Annotated in this window: 29 protein-coding genes; 27 read left to right on the forward strand and 2 right to left on the reverse strand. The window is 42.3% G+C overall.

From position 1 onward, the window contains the following. Positions 1-4: 4 nt before the first annotated feature. The 23 genes from rpsS to rplQ all read left to right on the forward strand — a co-directional run bounded on the left by rpsS (position 5) and on the right by rplQ (position 11,309). Positions 5-280 carry a 30S ribosomal protein S19 gene (gene rpsS / locus H2245_RS08990; RefSeq protein ID WP_010196682.1) on the forward strand — a complete coding sequence of 92 codons (276 nt, stop codon included), beginning with the start codon at positions 5-7 and terminating at the stop codon, positions 278-280. A 10-nt stretch (positions 281-290) separates the two neighbouring features. After that, entirely contained in the window at positions 291-620 is a 330-nt protein-coding gene (gene rplV / locus H2245_RS08995) for a 50S ribosomal protein L22 (RefSeq protein ID WP_182407054.1), read from the forward strand. 3 nt (positions 621-623) lie between these two features. Further along, on the forward strand, positions 624-1,349 hold the full coding sequence (gene rpsC / locus H2245_RS09000) for a 30S ribosomal protein S3 (protein WP_182407055.1): 726 nt from the start codon (positions 624-626) through the stop codon (positions 1,347-1,349). A gap of 3 nt (positions 1,350-1,352) precedes the next feature. Next, positions 1,353-1,766: a 50S ribosomal protein L16 gene (gene rplP / locus H2245_RS09005; protein ID WP_182407056.1), complete on the forward strand. Its 414-nt coding sequence runs from the start codon at positions 1,353-1,355 to the stop codon at positions 1,764-1,766. Next, positions 1,766-1,963: a 50S ribosomal protein L29 gene (gene rpmC / locus H2245_RS09010; RefSeq protein WP_182407057.1), complete on the forward strand. Its 198-nt coding sequence runs from the start codon at positions 1,766-1,768 to the stop codon at positions 1,961-1,963. The genes rplP and rpmC overlap by 1 nt, the downstream gene beginning before the upstream one ends. After that, a complete protein-coding gene (gene rpsQ / locus H2245_RS09015) occupies positions 1,960-2,235 on the forward strand; it encodes a 30S ribosomal protein S17 (RefSeq protein WP_011512856.1) in 276 nt (91 codons plus the stop codon). The genes rpmC and rpsQ overlap by 4 nt, the downstream gene beginning before the upstream one ends. Positions 2,236-2,417: 182 nt before the next feature. After that, a complete protein-coding gene (rplN, locus tag H2245_RS09020) occupies positions 2,418-2,786 on the forward strand; it encodes a 50S ribosomal protein L14 (RefSeq protein ID WP_010196702.1) in 369 nt (122 codons plus the stop codon). An 8-nt stretch (positions 2,787-2,794) separates the two neighbouring features. Next, positions 2,795-3,112 (forward strand): 50S ribosomal protein L24, encoded by a 318-nt coding sequence (rplX, locus tag H2245_RS09025; RefSeq protein WP_182407058.1) that lies wholly within the window; start codon positions 2,795-2,797, stop codon positions 3,110-3,112. A 21-nt stretch (positions 3,113-3,133) separates the two neighbouring features. Then, a complete protein-coding gene (gene rplE, locus H2245_RS09030) occupies positions 3,134-3,670 on the forward strand; it encodes a 50S ribosomal protein L5 (protein WP_182407059.1) in 537 nt (178 codons plus the stop codon). 12 nt (positions 3,671-3,682) lie between these two features. After that, a complete protein-coding gene (gene rpsN / locus H2245_RS09035) occupies positions 3,683-3,988 on the forward strand; it encodes a 30S ribosomal protein S14 (RefSeq protein ID WP_182407060.1) in 306 nt (101 codons plus the stop codon). A gap of 11 nt (positions 3,989-3,999) precedes the next feature. Continuing rightward, positions 4,000-4,398, forward strand: a complete 399-nt coding sequence (gene rpsH / locus H2245_RS09040) for a 30S ribosomal protein S8 (RefSeq protein ID WP_182407061.1) — start codon at positions 4,000-4,002, stop codon at positions 4,396-4,398. Positions 4,399-4,573: 175 nt separating this feature from the next. Next, entirely contained in the window at positions 4,574-5,107 is a 534-nt protein-coding gene (rplF, locus tag H2245_RS09045) for a 50S ribosomal protein L6 (RefSeq protein WP_182407062.1), read from the forward strand. Positions 5,108-5,118: 11 nt separating this feature from the next. After that, positions 5,119-5,469 (forward strand): 50S ribosomal protein L18, encoded by a 351-nt coding sequence (gene rplR, locus H2245_RS09050; RefSeq protein WP_182407063.1) that lies wholly within the window; start codon positions 5,119-5,121, stop codon positions 5,467-5,469. 2 nt (positions 5,470-5,471) lie between these two features. After that, positions 5,472-5,987 (forward strand): 30S ribosomal protein S5, encoded by a 516-nt coding sequence (gene rpsE / locus H2245_RS09055; RefSeq protein WP_182407064.1) that lies wholly within the window; start codon positions 5,472-5,474, stop codon positions 5,985-5,987. Between the two features lie 20 nt (positions 5,988-6,007). After that, a complete protein-coding gene (gene rpmD, locus H2245_RS09060; protein ID WP_182407065.1) occupies positions 6,008-6,187 on the forward strand; it encodes a 50S ribosomal protein L30 in 180 nt (59 codons plus the stop codon). Further along, complete coding sequence (rplO, locus tag H2245_RS09065) at positions 6,187-6,627, forward strand: 50S ribosomal protein L15 (protein ID WP_182407066.1); 441 nt, start codon at positions 6,187-6,189, stop codon at positions 6,625-6,627. The genes rpmD and rplO overlap by 1 nt, the downstream gene beginning before the upstream one ends. Before the next feature lie 19 nt (positions 6,628-6,646). After that, positions 6,647-7,978, forward strand: a complete 1,332-nt coding sequence (gene secY / locus H2245_RS09070) for a preprotein translocase subunit SecY (protein ID WP_182407122.1) — start codon at positions 6,647-6,649, stop codon at positions 7,976-7,978. Positions 7,979-8,009: 31 nt separating this feature from the next. Further along, the gene (rpmJ, locus tag H2245_RS09075; protein WP_010196721.1) at positions 8,010-8,126 is read left to right on the forward strand and encodes a 50S ribosomal protein L36; all 117 of its coding nucleotides are present in this window, start codon (positions 8,010-8,012) and stop codon (positions 8,124-8,126) included. A 258-nt stretch (positions 8,127-8,384) separates the two neighbouring features. Then, positions 8,385-8,741, forward strand: a complete 357-nt coding sequence (gene rpsM / locus H2245_RS09080) for a 30S ribosomal protein S13 (RefSeq protein WP_182407067.1) — start codon at positions 8,385-8,387, stop codon at positions 8,739-8,741. Between the two features lie 20 nt (positions 8,742-8,761). After that, positions 8,762-9,151: a 30S ribosomal protein S11 gene (rpsK, locus tag H2245_RS09085; RefSeq protein WP_045454458.1), complete on the forward strand. Its 390-nt coding sequence runs from the start codon at positions 8,762-8,764 to the stop codon at positions 9,149-9,151. A 48-nt stretch (positions 9,152-9,199) separates the two neighbouring features. Beyond that, complete coding sequence (rpsD, locus tag H2245_RS09090; protein WP_058025563.1) at positions 9,200-9,841, forward strand: 30S ribosomal protein S4; 642 nt, start codon at positions 9,200-9,202, stop codon at positions 9,839-9,841. An 81-nt stretch (positions 9,842-9,922) separates the two neighbouring features. Further along, the gene (locus tag H2245_RS09095; protein WP_182407068.1) at positions 9,923-10,930 is read left to right on the forward strand and encodes a DNA-directed RNA polymerase subunit alpha; all 1,008 of its coding nucleotides are present in this window, start codon (positions 9,923-9,925) and stop codon (positions 10,928-10,930) included. Positions 10,931-10,949: 19 nt separating this feature from the next. After that, the gene (rplQ, locus tag H2245_RS09100; protein ID WP_182407069.1) at positions 10,950-11,309 is read left to right on the forward strand and encodes a 50S ribosomal protein L17; all 360 of its coding nucleotides are present in this window, start codon (positions 10,950-10,952) and stop codon (positions 11,307-11,309) included. Between the two features lie 151 nt (positions 11,310-11,460). On the opposite strand, the gene H2245_RS09105 is transcribed toward rplQ, so the two are convergent. Together H2245_RS09105 and H2245_RS09110 are read right to left on the reverse strand one after the other, a co-directional pair. Continuing rightward, positions 11,461-12,078, reverse strand: a complete 618-nt coding sequence (locus H2245_RS09105; RefSeq protein WP_182407070.1) for an L-threonylcarbamoyladenylate synthase — start codon at positions 12,076-12,078, stop codon at positions 11,461-11,463. Positions 12,079-12,240: 162 nt separating this feature from the next. After that, positions 12,241-12,924, reverse strand: a complete 684-nt coding sequence (locus tag H2245_RS09110; protein WP_259365150.1) for an elongation factor P hydroxylase — start codon at positions 12,922-12,924, stop codon at positions 12,241-12,243. A 251-nt stretch (positions 12,925-13,175) separates the two neighbouring features. On the opposite strand from H2245_RS09110, the gene H2245_RS09115 reads away from it, so the two are divergent. The 4 genes from H2245_RS09115 to fabG all read left to right on the forward strand — a co-directional run bounded on the left by H2245_RS09115 (position 13,176) and on the right by fabG (position 16,256). Then, positions 13,176-13,775 carry a DUF177 domain-containing protein gene (locus tag H2245_RS09115; protein WP_182407071.1) on the forward strand — a complete coding sequence of 200 codons (600 nt, stop codon included), beginning with the start codon at positions 13,176-13,178 and terminating at the stop codon, positions 13,773-13,775. Positions 13,776-14,096: 321 nt separating this feature from the next. After that, a complete protein-coding gene (rpmF, locus tag H2245_RS09120; RefSeq protein WP_182407072.1) occupies positions 14,097-14,279 on the forward strand; it encodes a 50S ribosomal protein L32 in 183 nt (60 codons plus the stop codon). Positions 14,280-14,562: 283 nt separating this feature from the next. Further along, positions 14,563-15,531, forward strand: coding sequence for an ACP S-malonyltransferase (fabD, locus tag H2245_RS09125; protein ID WP_182407073.1), 969 nt, complete (start codon positions 14,563-14,565; stop codon positions 15,529-15,531). Continuing rightward, complete coding sequence (gene fabG / locus H2245_RS09130; RefSeq protein WP_310734131.1) at positions 15,522-16,256, forward strand: 3-oxoacyl-ACP reductase FabG; 735 nt, start codon at positions 15,522-15,524, stop codon at positions 16,254-16,256. Before fabD ends, fabG begins: the two co-directional genes overlap by 10 nt. The last annotated feature ends 84 nt before the right edge of the window (positions 16,257-16,340 follow it).

The following is a 16,340-nucleotide window of genomic DNA, read 5'->3' on the forward strand; positions in this document are numbered from 1 at the left end:
TTTCATGCCTCGTTCATTGAAAAAAGGTCCATTCATAGACGCGCACCTGTTTGCTAAAGTTGAGAATGCATTAGACACCAACTCACGCAAGCCAATTAAAACTTGGTCGCGCCGTTCGATGATTCTGCCACAAATGGTTGGCCTAACTTTATCCGTTCACAATGGCCGTACTCACGTACCGGTTATCGTAAGTGAGCAGATGGTTGGTCATAAACTAGGTGAATTTGCCCCGACTCGTACGTATCGTGGTCATGGCATTGACAAAAAAGCTAAGAGATAAGGTGCTCACCATGGAAGTAACTGCAAAATTACGCGGTGCCGCCATTTCGGCACAAAAAGTTCGACTCGTTGCTGATGAAGTTCGTGGCAAATCTATTGAGCGTGCTTTGGATATCCTGACGTATAGCAATAAAAAAGGCGCTGTCTTTGTTAAGAAATGTCTTAACTCAGCCATCGCTAATGCCGAGCATAATCACGGCTTAGATATTGACGGCCTAAAAGTCGCTACTATTTTTGTTGATGAAGGCATCACGCTAAAGCGTATCCTACCACGTGCTAAAGGTCGCGCTGACCGTATCAGCAAGCGTACCTGTCACATCACTATAAAGGTAGGAGAATAAGCTATGGGTCAAAAAGTACATCCAATCGGAATTCGTCTTGGTGTTGTCAAGAAGCATAACGCAAACTGGTATGCTAGCCCAAAACAATACTCAGAATACCTAATCAACGATATTCGTGTACGTGAATATCTACGTAAGAAGCTAGCTAGTGCTATGATCAGTCATATCACTATTGAGCGTCCTACTGGCGCTGCTAAAATCACGATTGCTACTGCGCGTCCTGGTATCGTTATTGGTAAAAAAGGCGAAGATATTGAGAAGCTTCAAAAAGAATTGACCAAAATGATGGGCGTACCTGCTCAGGTCAACATTGAAGAAATCACATCTCCTGACCTTGATGCTCGTTTGGTAGCTGATGGTATTGGTAGCCAACTTGAGCGCCGTGTTATGTTCCGCCGTGCAATGAAGCGTGCGGTACAGAACAGCATGCGTTCTGGTGCTAAAGGTATTAAAGTTGAGCTGTCTGGCCGTCTCGGCGGTGCTGAGATTGCTCGTACTGAATGGTACCGTGAAGGTCGTGTGCCGTTACATACGTTACGTGCCGATATTGACTACGCGTCAGTACGTGCAGAAACCACTTACGGCACTATCGGTGTAAAAGTTTGGATTTTCCGTGGCGAAATCCTTGACGGTATGAACAGTGTATACAATCCCGTCAAAGAAGAGCAGACTCGTGCGCCAAAACGCCGTGGTCGTGGTGGAAACCGTCGAAACACAGACAGAGGTTAAACTATGTTACAGCCAAAACGTACCAAGTTTCGTAAAATGCACAAAGGTCGTAACACAGGGCTCGCTCATCGTGGAAGCACCGTTGCATTCGGACAAATTGGTCTAAAATCTTTGACTCGTGGTCGTATGACTGCTCGTCAAATTGAAGCAGCACGTCGTACCATTACTCGTAAAATTAAGCGTGGTGGTAAGATTTGGATTCGTGTTTTCCCAGACAAACCTATTTCTAATAAACCTTTAGAAGTACGTATGGGTAAAGGTAAAGGTCCTGTAGAATATTGGGTATGCGAAGTCAAACCTGGTAAAATGCTATATGAACTCGAAGGGGTCTCAGAAGAGCTTGCTCGCGAAGCCTTAACGCTTGCTGCAGCAAAATTGCCCTTTAAAACTACCATTGTTAAGCGGACGATAATGTAATGAAGATCAGTGAATTACGTGATAAATCATTAGAAGAACTGACTCAGTTACTTGATGAAAAGCAACTTGATGCTTTCCGTATTCGTATGGCTAAAGCAACTGGTCAGTTGGGGAGTACCCATGAAGTGCGTATCAATCGTCGTGCGATTGCTCAGCTTCAGACTTTGATTAACGAGAAACAACGAGGCGACTCATGAGCGATAACAATCAAGCAACGACCAATGCTAGTGTTCTGACAGGCCGAGTTGTCAGTGACAAGATGGACAAGTCCATCACGGTTTTGATTGAGCGTCTGGTTCGTCATCCTTTATATGGCAAGCAGCTTCGTCGTTCTACTAAGATCAAAGCCCATGATGAGAATAACGTTTGCCAACAAGGCGACCTTGTCCGCATCAAAGAAACGCGTCCAATCTCAAAAACTAAGTCTTGGACTTTAGTTGATGTGGTTGAAAAAGTAGAGAAAATCTAAGTAAATTGCATTAAAAGCTAGAAGCTGTTAAAATGTCCGCCTTTTTAAGAATGCTGATTGCGCCGAGCGTATATGGTATATATTAAGAGTAAGCTGCGGTTATTATTACTACAATGCCGCCGACTCATACTGTGCTCGCGGCAGCAACTGGCTTTTATTGCTCATACGTGTGGAGTAACGCTATGATTCAGGTTGAATCTATGCTGGAAGTTGCAGATAATAGCGGTGCAAGACGAGTTCAGTGCATTAAAGTACTGGGTGGCTCTCATCGTCGTTATGCATCAGTCGGCGACATCATTAAAGTAACGGTTAAAGAAGCCATTCCTCGCGGTCGTGTTAAAAAAGGCGATGTGATGAATGCGGTAGTTGTACGTACCAAAAAAGGCGTTCGTCGTCCTGATGGTTCGGTTTTACGTTTTGATGACAATGCTGCGGTATTGTTGAACCAAAACAAAGCACCGATTGCAACTCGTATTTTTGGACCGGTAACTCGTGAACTACGTGGTGATCAGTTTATGAAAATTGTATCCCTAGCACCAGAAGTATTGTGAGGTAACCCATGGCTAAATTACGAAAAGGCGATACAGTTATTGTGATTGCTGGGAAAGACAAAGGCAAGCAAGGCACTGTTCAAGCCGTAAAAAACGATCGCATCAAAGTTGAAGGCATTAATATTGTCACTAAACACCAGAAGCCAAATCAGGCAACTGGCGTTGAAGGCGGCATTCTTAAGCAAGAAGCTTTCCTGCATATCTCAAATGTCGCAATTCTAAATGCGCAAACCCAAAAAGCAGACCGTATATCTTACCAGACTGGCGAAGACGGCGTTAAAAACCGTGTTTACCGCTCAAATGGTGAAGTTGTGGCGACTGCGTAAGACACTAAGGGTGTAATGGTAATGGCAAGATTAAGATCTTTATATAACAACGAACTAAAGCAGCAGATCAAAGAAGAGCTTGGTTTAGACAATGTGATGCAAGTGCCTAAAATCACTAAAATCACACTTAATATGGGTGTAGGCGGCGCGTCTCAAGACAAGAAATTGCTTGAAGGTGCTGTAGCTGATATGACCGCTATCGCTGGTCAAAAACCTGTAGTAACCAAAGCGCGCAAATCAATTGCTGGCTTCAAGATTCGTGAAGAATGGCCAATCGGCTGTAAAGTAACGCTACGTGGCGAGCAAATGTACGAATTTTTAGATCGTCTCATTGCCGTTGCAATTCCTCGTATTCGTGACTTCCGTGGTTTTTCACCTAAAGCTTTTGACAGCCGTGGGAACTACTCATTGGGTATCAAAGAGCAAATTGTATTCCCAGAAGTAGACTTCGATAAAATTGATCGTATCCGCGGTATGGATGTGACCATTACCACGTCAGCAGCTAATGATGATGAAGGTCGTGCGTTACTTAAAGCATTCGGCTTCCCATTTAAATAAGGTAAAGACGTTATGGCAAAGAAAAGCATGATTAATCGCGAATTGAAGCGCGAAAAAACAGTTGCTAAATATGCAGAGAAGCGTATTAAGCTAAAAGAAACTATCAGTGATATTAATGCAACTGACGAAGCGCGTATGGATGCGATGTTAGAGCTACAAGCCCTACCACGCAACTCATCTCCAGTACGTTTACGTAATCGTTGTGCTATCACTGGTCGTCCTCATGGCTATTTCCGCAAGTTTGGCTTATCACGTAATATGTTACGTGAGCGTGTCATGCAAGGCGATGTGCCTGGTGTTCGTAAAGCTAGCTGGTAAGGGGTAACTACATGAGTATGCAAGATACAGTTGGGGATATGCTAACCCGTATTCGTAACGCACAAATGGCTAATAAAGTTTCTGTAGCAATGCCAAGCTCAAAACTACGTAAATCAATTGCTGATTTATTGGTTAACGAAGGCTTTGTAGCAAATGCTGTTGTTACTGAAGAAGCAAATAACAAAGCTACCTTATCTATTGAATTGAAATATTTCGAAGGTAAGCCGGTTATCGAAACCATCCAACGTTTTAGCCGTCCTGGTTTACGCCAGCATCGCGGTAAAGACGCTATCCCCACTGTTAAGCAGGGTATGGGTGTTGCTATCGTTTCTACCAGCCAAGGCATCATGAGTGATCGTGCTGCACGTGCTGCTGGTATCGGTGGTGAAATCGTTGCATTTGTAGCGTAAGCTATACGACGATAAAGTCTATTTGGCTTTGCTTAGATATCTATTAATTATGTAGTAATTAATTATTTCATATTGATAGGTGTCTAACGCAGTCAACTATGCTAAACTAACACGCTTTTTAGCCTGTTAGTTTTTTCGCCAATATAAAGAAGTTAATTTTTTAAGGAATAATCCTATGTCTCGTGTGGCTAAAGCCCCAGTGACGCTGCCAAACGGCGTGAGCGTTACTTTGAACGATCGGCAGGTCGAAGTTAAAGGCAAGAACGGCAATATGTCTTTACGCCTGCATGAATTGGTCGAGCTAAAACAGGAAGATGATGCAATTCTTCTCTCACCTGTAGCCGACTCAAAAGAAGCCATGATGCATACTGGCACCATGCGCTCTTTACTAAACAATTTAGTAATTGGCGTTAACGAAGGCTTTGAAAGACGTCTTCAGTTGATTGGTGTTGGTTATCGCGCTCAAGCTACTGGTAATAAAATCACCCTAAATGTGGGTTATTCACATCCAGTAGAATATACGTTACCTGAAAGTGTATCGGCTGAAACCCCAACGCAAACTGAAATCGTTTTAAAATCTAACGATAAGCAGCAGCTTGGTCAAGCAGCGGCTAAAATCCGCGGTTTCCGCCCACCAGAGCCTTATAAAGGCAAAGGTATTCGCTATAGCGACGAACATGTGATTCGTAAAGAAGCTAAGAAAAAATAAGGTGAGTTGAAATGTTTGATAAAAAAGCAGCTCGTCTGCGTCGAGCTAAGAAAACCCGCGCGCATATCCGTTTTTTAGGCGTTCATCGCTTAACGGTTACTCGCACGCCAAGACATATTTATGCCCAAATTATCTCTCCAACCGGTGGTGAAGTGATTGCTCAGGCATCAACCTTAGACAGCAGCTTGCGTTCAGGCGCGACTGGCAATGCTGAGGCTGCCACTTCTGTAGGTCAAATGATCGCAGAACGCGCAAAAGCAGCTGGCATTACCAAAGTTGCTTTTGACCGTAGTGGTTTTAAATATCATGGTCGAGTTAAAGCTTTAGCTGAAGCCGCTCGCGAAAACGGATTGGAGTTTTAATCATGGCTAGAAATGATAAAAATGATAAAAATGAACAGACTGACGGTCTAGTAGAACGCTTAGTTACCGTTGATCGCGTTGCAAAAGTCGTTAAAGGTGGTCGTATTTTTTCTTTCACTGCATTGACTGTAGTGGGTGATGGTAATGGGCGCGTTGGTTTTGGTCGTGGTAAAGCACGTGAAGTGCCAGCTGCTATCCAAAAAGCACTAGAAGCTGCCAAACGCAATATGATTACTGTTGAATTGAATGAAGCGACTTTGCATCATCCAATCAAAGCACGTCATGGTGCAAGTAAAGTCTATATGCAACCTGCATCTGAAGGTACTGGCGTAATCGCTGGTGGCGCAATGCGTGCTGTATTAGAAGTTGCTGGTGTCAAAGACGTTTTGACTAAATGTTATGGTTCTACCAACACTGCTAACGTTGTTCGCGCGACGTTCAATGGTTTACGTGATATGTCAACTCCAGAAAAGATGGCAGCGAAACGTGGTAAATCTGTAGACGAAATTTTGGGCTAACTTAGACTAGGTGAGTTACAATGAAAACAATGAAAGTCACTCAAGTGAAATCAGGTGCCCATCGCCTCAAGAGCCACAAAGCGAGCTTGAAAGGATTGGGTTTACGCCGAATTAATCATTCAGTTGTAGTTGAAGATACTCCTTCAACTCGTGGTATGGTTAATCGCGTTAACTACTTGGTAAAAGTGGAGGAAGCGTAATGGGACTTAGATTAAATGAATTATCACCAGGTGTTGGCGCAAAGAAAACTGCCCAACGTCGTGGTCGTGGTATCGGTTCAGGTCTTGGTAAAACTGGTGGTCGTGGTGTAAAAGGTCAAAAATCGCGTTCAGGTTCTAGCATTCGTGCAGGATTTGAGGGTGGTCAAACGCCATTATATCGCCGTCTACCGAAATTTGGTTTTACCAGTAAAATGGCAATGACGACTGCTGAAGTTCGTTTGTCTGAACTGAATAAAATTGAAGGCGATGTGGTTAGCATTGCAACTTTAAAAGCGGCTAACCTTATTCGTCACGACATGAAGCGTGCGCGTATCATGTTATCAGGCGATGTCACTAAAGCTTATACCTTTAAAGGTATTAAAGTGACTAAAGGCGCTAAGCTAGCAATCGAAGCTGCTGGTGGTAGCATCGAGGAGTAACAACGTGTCAAAACAATCAATGTCCTCGGCTGGTATTCCGCTAAATCCTTTTGCTTTTATACGAAAGTATGACGAGCTTTGGACACGCTTACTGTTTTTGATTGGTGCATTGATTGTCTATCGTTTAGGGTCTCATATACCAGTACCTGGTATTAATCCAGTCAGCTTAGCAGATCTGTTTTCGCGCAATGAAAATACCATCTTAAGCATGTTTAACATGTTCTCTGGTGGTGCGCTTGAGCGGATGTCTATCATGGCACTTGGGATTATGCCTTATATTTCAGCATCTATTATTGTGCAAATGATGTCGGCGGTACTACCGTCGCTTGAAGCATTGAAAAAAGAAGGTGAGGCAGGGCGACGTAAGCTTAACAAGTATACCCGTCAAGGAACGCTTGCTTTAGCACTAGTACAGTCTCTTGGGATGTGTGCCGGACTTATCAGTCAAAACCTAACCTTATCTTCTGGTCTTACCTTTTATATTCCAGCAGTTACCTCATTGGTAGCGGGCGCTATGTTCTTAATGTGGCTCGGTGAGCAGATTACGGAACGCGGTGTAGGAAATGGTATTTCAATGCTGATTTTTGCCAGTATTGTTGCCGGTATGCCAGGTATGATTTCACAGTCTATTGAACAGGTCAATCAAGGTCAAATGAACCTTATTGTCCTTTTCATATTTGTAGTATTGGGTGTCGCGGTTACAGCTGGTATCGTTTATATTGAACGTGCTCAGCGTCGTGTACCGGTTAACTATGCACAAAAGCAGCAGCAAGGTCGCAAAATTTATGCTCAGCAGCAGTCACATTTGCCACTGAAGATAAATATGGCAGGGGTTATTCCTGCTATTTTTGCAAGCTCCTTGTTACTGTTTCCTGCAAGTTTAGGGCAATGGGTCGGTCAATCGTCAGATCCAACGCTTACGCAGAAGATACTGCAAAATATGGCTTTAGTATTGTCTCCAGGACAACCTCTTTATTTGGTGTTGTTTGGGGCGATGATTATTTTCTTTTGCTACTTTTATACTGCATTAGTCTTTAGTCCACGTGAAGTTGCTGAAAACCTTAAACGTAGTGGTGCGTATATTCCCGGTATTCGTCCCGGACAACAAACTCAGCGTTATCTTGATCATGTATTAAATCGCCTAACTTTTATTGGGGCGATATATATGACAGTTATCTGTTTAATGCCGATGATTATCCAGTCTTCATTTGGAGTACCGTTCCACCTTGGTGGTACATCGTTACTAATTATGGTAGTTGTAGTCATGGACTTTATCTCACAGATTCAAGCGCATTTGATGACCCATCAATATCACGATCAGACGTTAATTCAATCGCCCACTCAACCTTAAATGAGCGGTGTGATCTCTCAAGGAGCATGCTATGAAAGTTCAAGCATCAGTTAAGAAAATTTGTGGTAGCTGTAAAGTTGTACGTCGTAAAGGCCGTGTGCATATTATTTGCACAGCAGAACCACGTCACAAGCAACGTCAAGGTTAATAATTTATGTAAAACAGCTTTAAATTGCTGTCTTACTTATTGAATTAATACTTGAAATATAACGGCGGATGCGATATCATCCGCCACTTGCCGTAGTTTATATCGATAATTTTTATACCTTAACGTTTTTTCTGGCTTGTTATGCAAGTTAGCTGATAATAATAGACATAAGAATATAGATATTGACAGCAACAAATCTGAAAAATAAGCCATTGTTGTAACCAACAAGACTTATTTTTCTTTAATGGAGAGAAATCAATGGCTCGTATTGCCGGCGTAAACATTCCGGATAATAAGCATGCTGTTATTTCACTAACTTACATCTTTGGTGTAGGCCGTACCACTGCTCAGAAAATCTTAGAAGCAGTTGGCATTGCCCCTACTACTAAAGTCAGTCAGTTAGATGATACACAGTTAGATGCTATCCGTGCACAAGTTGCAGAATACACGACTGAAGGTGATCTTCGTCGTGAAGTGTCAATGAATATTAAGCGCTTGGTTGATCTTGGTTGTTACCGTGGCATCCGCCATCGCCGTAACTTACCAGTTAGAGGTCAGAACACCAAGAATAACGCTCGTACTCGTAAGGGTCCGACACGCCCTCTCAAAAGATAATTAACTTAGGAAGCTAAAAGATGGCAAAAGACACTCGCAGTCGCAAAAAGGTGACTCGTCGTTCGGTATCGGAGGGCATTGCCCATATCCATGCGTCTTTTAATAACACCATTGTTACGATTACCGATCGTCAGGGTAATGCATTGGCTTGGGCCACTTCAGGTGGACAAGGCTTCCGTGGTTCACGTAAATCTACACCATTTGCAGCTCAAGTTGCAGCTGAGGTCGCTGGTAAAGCGGCTCAAGAATATGGTGTTAAGAATATCGATGTTTTGGTCAAAGGACCAGGACCGGGTCGTGAGTCTGCGGTAAGAGCGCTAGGTGCATTGGGTTATAAAGTAAATAGCATCTCTGATGTAACCCCAATTCCACACAATGGTTGCCGTGCGCCGAAAAAGCGCCGCGTCTAATATTAAAGACGAAGCTTTTTTATCCCAAAAGCTTAAGGAGACATACAAATGGCCCGCTATATTGGACCAAAACTCAAATTATCACGTCGTGAAGGCACAGACTTAGGTCTTAAGTCTGGTGTTAAACCTTATGACGTAAAAACGAAAAAAGCTGGACGTCCACCTGGTCAACATGGCGTTAGCCGTAATAAGACTTCGGAATATGCATTACAGCTGCGTGAAAAACAAAAAGTTAAGCGTATCTATGGTGTTTTAGAACGCCAATTCGCTAACTATTATAAAGAAGCGGCTCGTAAGCGTGGCGCTACTGGTGAAAACTTACTGGCTATGCTAGAAAGTCGTCTAGACAATGTTGTTTACCGCATGGGCTTTGGCTCAACACGCGCTGAAGCACGTCAGCTAGTTAGTCATCGTACTGTTATGGTAAAAAAAGCTGGTCGTGATGAATTTGTTCGTGTGAACATTCCATCAATCCAGTTACAAGATGGTGATGTCATCGCTATCCAAGAGAAGTCTCGCGAACAGTTGCGAATTAAAAACGCAATTGAGCTGGCTACCCAACGTGGTATTCCAGAATGGCTAGATGTTGATCACAGCAAACTTCAAGGCACGTTTAAAAAAGCGCCTGATCGTATCGACCTACCTGCTGAAATCAACGAAAGCTTAATCGTTGAGCTATACTCTAAGTAAATAACGTGTTGCTCAATGCTGTACTTACAGCGTTGGGCAATTAACGTTAATTAAATCAGTTAAATAAATCGAGGTGACATCATGATGCTAAATGCAACTGAGTTTCTAACGCCTAATGCCATTAACGTGGACACGGTTAATGAAACGATCGCGAAAGTCACACTCGAACCGTTAGAGCGCGGCTTCGGGCACACCTTAGGTAATGCCCTACGTCGCATCTTGCTATCTTCATTACCTGGTGCTGCTGTTATTGAAGCTGAGATTGATGGTGTTAACCATGAATACTCAACTCTTGAAGGTTTGCAAGAAGATGTGTTGGACTTACTTTTAAATCTTAAAGGTTTGGCCATTACGCTTCATGACCAAAATGAAGTATTTTTGACCTTGGATAAACAAGGTCCAGGCACTATCACTGCTGCAGACATTGCCTTACCGCATAATGTTGATATTATCAATCCAGAATTGGTATTGGGTACATTAAGTGAGCGTGGTCATTTAAAAATGCGTCTGCGTGTGGTGATGGGTCGTGGATACGAGCCTGCAAATCAACGCCGTGAAGATGGCGATACCAAAGCTATTGGTCGCTTAAAACTTGATGCAAGTTTTAGTCCAGTACTGCGAGTCGCTTATCAGGTTGAGAACGCACGTGTAGAACAACGTACTGATCTTGACCGTCTTATCATTGAGCTTGAAACTAACGGCACTATCGATCCAGAAGAAGCAATTCGTAAAGCAGCAACGATTCTACAACAACAGATTTCTATCTTTGTTGATTTAGAAGCTGAAGAAGCGCCTGAGCCTGTGAAAGAAAAAGAAGAGGTCGATCCAGTGCTATTACGCCCTGTTGACGATCTTGAACTAACGGTTCGCTCAGCCAATTGTTTGAAAGCTGAAAACATTTACTATATCGGTGATTTGGTCCAGCGTTCAGAGACTGAACTACTTAAAACCCCAAATCTTGGTAAGAAATCATTAACAGAAATCAAAGACGTACTAGCATCTAAAGATTTAGAGCTGGGCATGCGCCTTGATAATTGGCCACCAGCTGATTTACGTGTTGATGATCGCTTTTCTTATCGTAGCCGTTAAACTTTAAGGATATTTGACCATGCGCCATCGTAAGAGTGGAGTCAAGCTGGGTCGTACCAGCAGTCATCGTAAGGCAATGTTCCAGAACATGACCAACTCACTATTTGAGCATGAACTGATTAAAACAACATTACCAAAAGCGAAAGAATTACGCCGTGTTGCTGAACCATTAATCACTATGGCTAAAGAAGACAGCGTTGCAAATCGCCGTCTAGCGTTCAGCCGTATGCGTAGTAAAGCTATGGTAGGCAAACTATTTGGCACGTTAGGTCCTCGTTACCAAACGCGTCCAGGTGGCTATTTGCGTATCGTAAAATGCGGAAATCGTGATGGTGACAATGCACCAATGGCTTATGTAGAATTAGTTGATCGTGACTAATTATTAGATAAAGTTGTTGCATAATAATGTTATGATTTCAGAAAAGCTCCAAGTGATTGGAGCTTTTTTTTATGTCTTTTTTGAGTAGATTATGTTTTTTGCTTATAATTTAGGGTGACTAACCATTATCTAAGGATAAAAATTTAAATATTCATAATAAAGTACTTACATCAGCAGCACCTTGGCGAATAATCTCAGGCTGACCGCTGGTCATATCAACAATAGTGGTCAGCTTAATGGTTAGCATACCTGCGTTGATCAGCCCATCTATCTGATTACCCAATAGCTCTTCTATCTCATAAGGGTCATCAAGCACATGTTCGTGAGTGGGTAGTATCAAGGAGCTGGTTAGGATAGGCTCATCCATTGCTGCTAATAAGGCTTGAGCAATTGCATTGCTCGGTACACGTACACCAATAGTCTTTTTCTTAGTATGTGCAATTTTCTTAGGCACATCTTTTGTGGCATTTAAAATAAAAGTGATGGGAGCAGGAGTATGTGCTTTTAATTGTTTGAATTGCATATTATCTACTGCTGCATACATGGCTATCTCGCTCAAGTCACGGCATAACAAGGTAAATTGGTGCTTGTCGTCAAGCTCTCTTATCTGTTTGAGTTTATCAAGTGCTGCTTTAGCACCTAAACGACAAGCAAAAGCGTAACTGGTGTCCGTAGGATAAATCAAGAGCTGATCTTGACGTAATAAATCGACAGCTTGCTCGATAAGACGCGGTTGCGGATTTTCTGGATGGATATAAAAGGTTTGCATATTAATTCCTTATTTATTACTGCTGTTATCGTTATTCTTGAGTTAGAGCAATTTGCTACTGACATTACTATAGCGGTAAAGTTAGTAGCGGTTATAGGGCGATGCCGTTACTAAACGTATTCCACTCTTAAAATGATTAAGATGAAATAACCGCACGTGGGTTTATAGTGCCATAGTTACTGACTCACTATTATTGACCATGAGTAATGCTAATAACCAAATTTTAGCATCGCGCGGTAATTGATGCGGCTCATCAATATAAGAAGCCACTTGCTGATAAACATCAATGGCAAAGGTACTACCTTCAGTATCGAAGTCTGCAAATAGATTGTCCAGTGATACACCAAATGGTCTGTTGCATGCTAAGGTAAACAAACATTCTAAAGCTTGCGGCTTAATCTCTAAGTGCTCAAATTGATGTTGTTGTGCGGCACTGCGTCCATCAGGTGCATACCAATAGCCAAAATCAATTAACGCTCTACGCTTGCTACCAGCAATGCACCAATGACTGATTTCGTGCAACGCGCTGGCAAAAAATCCATGAGCAAACTGTATACGAGCTGTCTGATATTCGGTTGCGGGAAAATATTCCGGCTCACACTCTCCGCGTACAAGCGTGACATGTTGATAGGCAAATAACTGATTAAATACGCTCATTAACCACTCCGTTGCCATCTGTTCATCATCTTGTGAAAAAGGCGTTTTATCTAAGAACAATAAGTCAGCACAACGAACTACGCGGTGATTATCTATACCAATTAAGTTAATAAGCTGCTGCTGCATTCTTATTTTATTAATATGCGTAAATAAGATACTAAAATCTGGGTGAGGTGGAGGATATACCATGGTGATACAATTGACCAAATAAGAGTGAATAAAGAGAACCTGAATTTTAATAATTTGTTAGATTAATGAGTTGCACTGTTAATTAAAGCACATTACGGATTGATTTTATCTATACTCTATCAGATGTGCGCCATAATCTAAGCCACGCTTAATAATATAAAAATAATAACATAGTAGCCCTAGCGTCATATTACACTTTCCGCTAGTATGGCAGGCAATATTATATACCGTTTTGGTTAATGAGGCCGCGTATGTCCAGCACTCCAGCAAACAAACCATCAGCGGTTCGCGCTGACGATACTAAAACCTCTTCGTTACTTAGTGTTCCTGAATATTTGTCTTTGGATAAATGGGCGGATACTGGTTTTGAGTGGTCAGGACCAGTCGCGCCATTGTCTTTTGAGCGTCTGCTTCCTGCATTGAGTGACGAGCATGAGCAGTCAAATTTAGAGATTTCAGTAAATTTGTATCGTCGTAATAACGTATTGCATCTTGCCTTTACCGTTACTGGTGCAATATGGTTAACGTGTCAACGTTGTTTGCAACCGATTAATGTTGATTTATCCGATGACCATGATATTGCTTTGTTTGAAGATGAAAGCCAAGTTCGTCTCGTGAATGAGGAACAGGATTTCTTATTATTATCAGAAGTAGTTAGTGATCAGACACCTGAGAATTTATTGTTACTTAAGAATATAATTGAAGATGAGATGTTATTAAAAACGCCTCTGGCACCAAAGCATGACGATTGCGAGATGAGCGTTGAGCAAGTGGGAGATATACCAGAGGAAGAGGAAGAAGAGAATCCTTTTGCTGCGTTACTGTCTTTAAAAGGTAAATTATCTAACTAACGTTAGTTAACTAGAGAGCTATTAAACAGGTTTTTAACATGTCAAGATAGGTTTGGGTGATAAGCTTTCATGAGAACGATAAAATGGGGGTTTATTATTGCTTCAAACCTGCGTATAATGGCCGATTTATTGCATACTTGTTAATAAAAACCGATTGATCAAATTATCCATAGAGTTTAGATTTAATCGGCCTTTATAACATGTGGCACATCAAATAATTTAATGATGCGTAAGGCTTAGGTTGTTGTGATTAGATAGCCTGTGTCAGTATCGTCTAAAGCTGAATTTCAAGCTTATCCCTTTAAGTATAGGAGCTATATCATGGCCGTTCAAAAAAGCCGCAAAAGCCGTTCACGTCGTGACATGCGCCGTTCACATCACCGTATGACTGTGGCTGAACTCAGCGTTGATGCTACCACAGGTGAAAAACATCGTCGTCACCACATGACTAAAGATGGTTTTTACCGTGGCCGTCAATTGTTCAAAGTTAGTCAAGAGGCTTAATTTATCACTATAAAGTAGGAGGTTTAGAAATGCTGTGTTCGCTACTATGAACCATAACAATTCTAATCTGTTGCTAGTAGACGGTAAATGTTAAGCTAACAAAAGCCAAGTTATTTCGCTATCATATATTATGTGGCTGGATAACTTGGCTTTTTTGTGATTTGAATTTTCTGTAATAGAGTTTAAAACTCTATTTTTGCCTGATTCTAGATTGTTCTTCTATTTTAAATTACCGTTTTATTTATTCTCAGTACCTCTCCAACTCACCTAAGGAATATGGGCTATGGCATCTGTACCTGATATAAAAATAACACAGCCACCTCGCATTGCGGTTATCTTTCCTGGGCAAGGTTCACAAGCGGTTAATATGGCAGCTGAACTTGCTGAGATATATCCTCAAATTCATGAAACTTTTGCTGAAGCTAGTGCAGCGCTGGGCGAAGATTTGTGGGCAATTTGCCAGGATGAAGAGCAGCTGAATCAAACTCAGTATACTCAGCCTGCATTATTGACGGTAAGTATCGCTCTGTGGCGTATTTTGCAAGATAAGATTACGCATGTGCCTTGTTATTTGGCAGGCCATTCTTTAGGGGAATATAGTGCCCTATGTGCCGCTGGTGTGCTCTCTTTTGCTGATGCAGTGCAATTGGTGCATAAGCGTGGACAGTTGATGCAGCAAGCAGTGATAGATGTTGATACAGCGATGGCAGCTGTATTGGGGCTTGAGGATAATCGAGTCGAGACATTATGTGAGCAGGCGACTGAGCATGTGGATGGCGCTGTGGTTGGCGCGGCGAATTTTAATAGTCCTGGGCAAGTGGTGATATCAGGCAATGCAGCAGGCGTTAATGCAGTGATTGATAAAGTACAGAATACTGGTAAAAAAGCCATTCTATTAAAGGTAAGTGTACCGTCACATTGTGCATTAATGACACCTGCCAGTAGTGCACTTGCTGAAGCTTTGGCTGCTATTAAATTTGATCAAGCTACTATTCCGGTCATCCAAAATCGTCATGCGCGCGTCGAGACAGGGATTCAGGGCATAAAGCAAGCACTAACTGAGCAGCTGAGTGAACCAGTATTATGGTCACAAACCATGCAAGCGTTGTCTGAGAAACAAATTAATGTTTTAATCGAATGTGGTAGTGGCAATGTATTGAGTAATTTAGCAAAGCGTCAAGCCCAACCGATTGCCAGCTATCCTGTTGACAAACCTGCCCGACTCGACAAATTAATGGAGGTATTATCGTGAGCCGTACGATTATTCTAGTTACTGGTGCCAGCCGTGGTATTGGTAAAGCCGTTGCCAAGCGTTTTGCTAAAGAAGGCCATTTTGTTATTGGTACTGCTACTACTGAAAAAGGTGCCGCACTTATTGATAGTTATCTGCACGATGCGGGTGGTATCGGGCGAGTATTGGATGTCCGTGATAGCGCTCAGATTGATAAGCTATTTGAAGAGATTGAAAGTGTATACGGTGCGGTGCAAGTATTGGTCAATAATGCTGGTATTACCCAAGATGGGTTGCTAATGCGTATGAAAGATGATGATTGGGAAAACGTTGTTGATACCAATTTGACATCGATATATCGCATGAGCAAACGTGCGGTGCGTGGCATGATGAAAGCCCGCCGTGGTCGCATCATCAATATCAGCTCTGTGGTTGCGCAAATGGGCAACGCTGGACAGTCAAACTATGCGGCGACTAAAGCGGGGGTAGAAGGTTTTAGCCGTACGCTTGCCCGTGAAATAGGGTCACGTCAGGTAACGATTAACTGTGTAGCACCGGGTCTTATTGAAACGGATATGACTGATGAGCTTGACGAGCGCTTATTGAACTCTATGTTAGATGCAGTGCCGATTGGGCGTTTGGGACAACCTGAAGACATCGCAGCTGCTGTATCATTCTTAGCCAGTGATGAAGCCAGCTACATTACCGGAGCCGTTATTCCTGTTAACGGTGGTATGTACATGTAACGTGAATTAAAACGTTACACTTCGATAATAAAAAACTGTGTGAACGAGTGTAAACTATAATTAACGGTGCTATAATACTGGATA

Source organism: Psychrobacter sp. GP33 (assembly GCF_014119005.1).
In the GTDB taxonomy this organism is placed as follows: domain Bacteria; phylum Pseudomonadota; class Gammaproteobacteria; order Pseudomonadales; family Moraxellaceae; genus Psychrobacter.